Origin of the sequence: Psychrobacter sp. 16-MNA-CIBAN-0192 (assembly GCF_040309565.1) — a bacterium.
GTDB lineage: Bacteria > Pseudomonadota > Gammaproteobacteria > Pseudomonadales > Moraxellaceae > Psychrobacter.
The window spans coordinates 1-313 of sequence record NZ_JBEOOX010000090.1; the positions used below are offsets into that span (position 1 = coordinate 1).

The 313-nt window shown below is 39.3% G+C and carries 1 pseudogene; it reads right to left on the reverse strand.

The features are described from left to right. A pseudogene (locus AAEY78_RS12485) lies at window positions 1-313 on the reverse strand (molybdenum cofactor guanylyltransferase); the annotation flags it as partial.

A 313-nucleotide genomic window follows, 5' to 3' on the forward strand; every position in this document is an offset into this window, starting at 1 on the left:
GCTCAAATGTTGCCAAAGGTTAGGCGCACTAATCAAACTATCACAGCTAATAACCAGCAAATAATGAGACGGCACTGCTTGAGCAGCTTCTGACTGATTCAATGTACTCAAAGCTTGTAATGCCGATTCAATCGCCACTAACGCACCGCCTGTCTCGATTTGCTTACCATCGTTTTTATTATTGCTTATATTATTGCTATCAGTACTTTCGTCAGAGGGAACATAATCCTCAATATGAAAGAGACTAGTTTTAAACTCAGTAGCTACTTTTTTATCGACCTCAAAACCATGCTCATTATCAGCAATCATGATC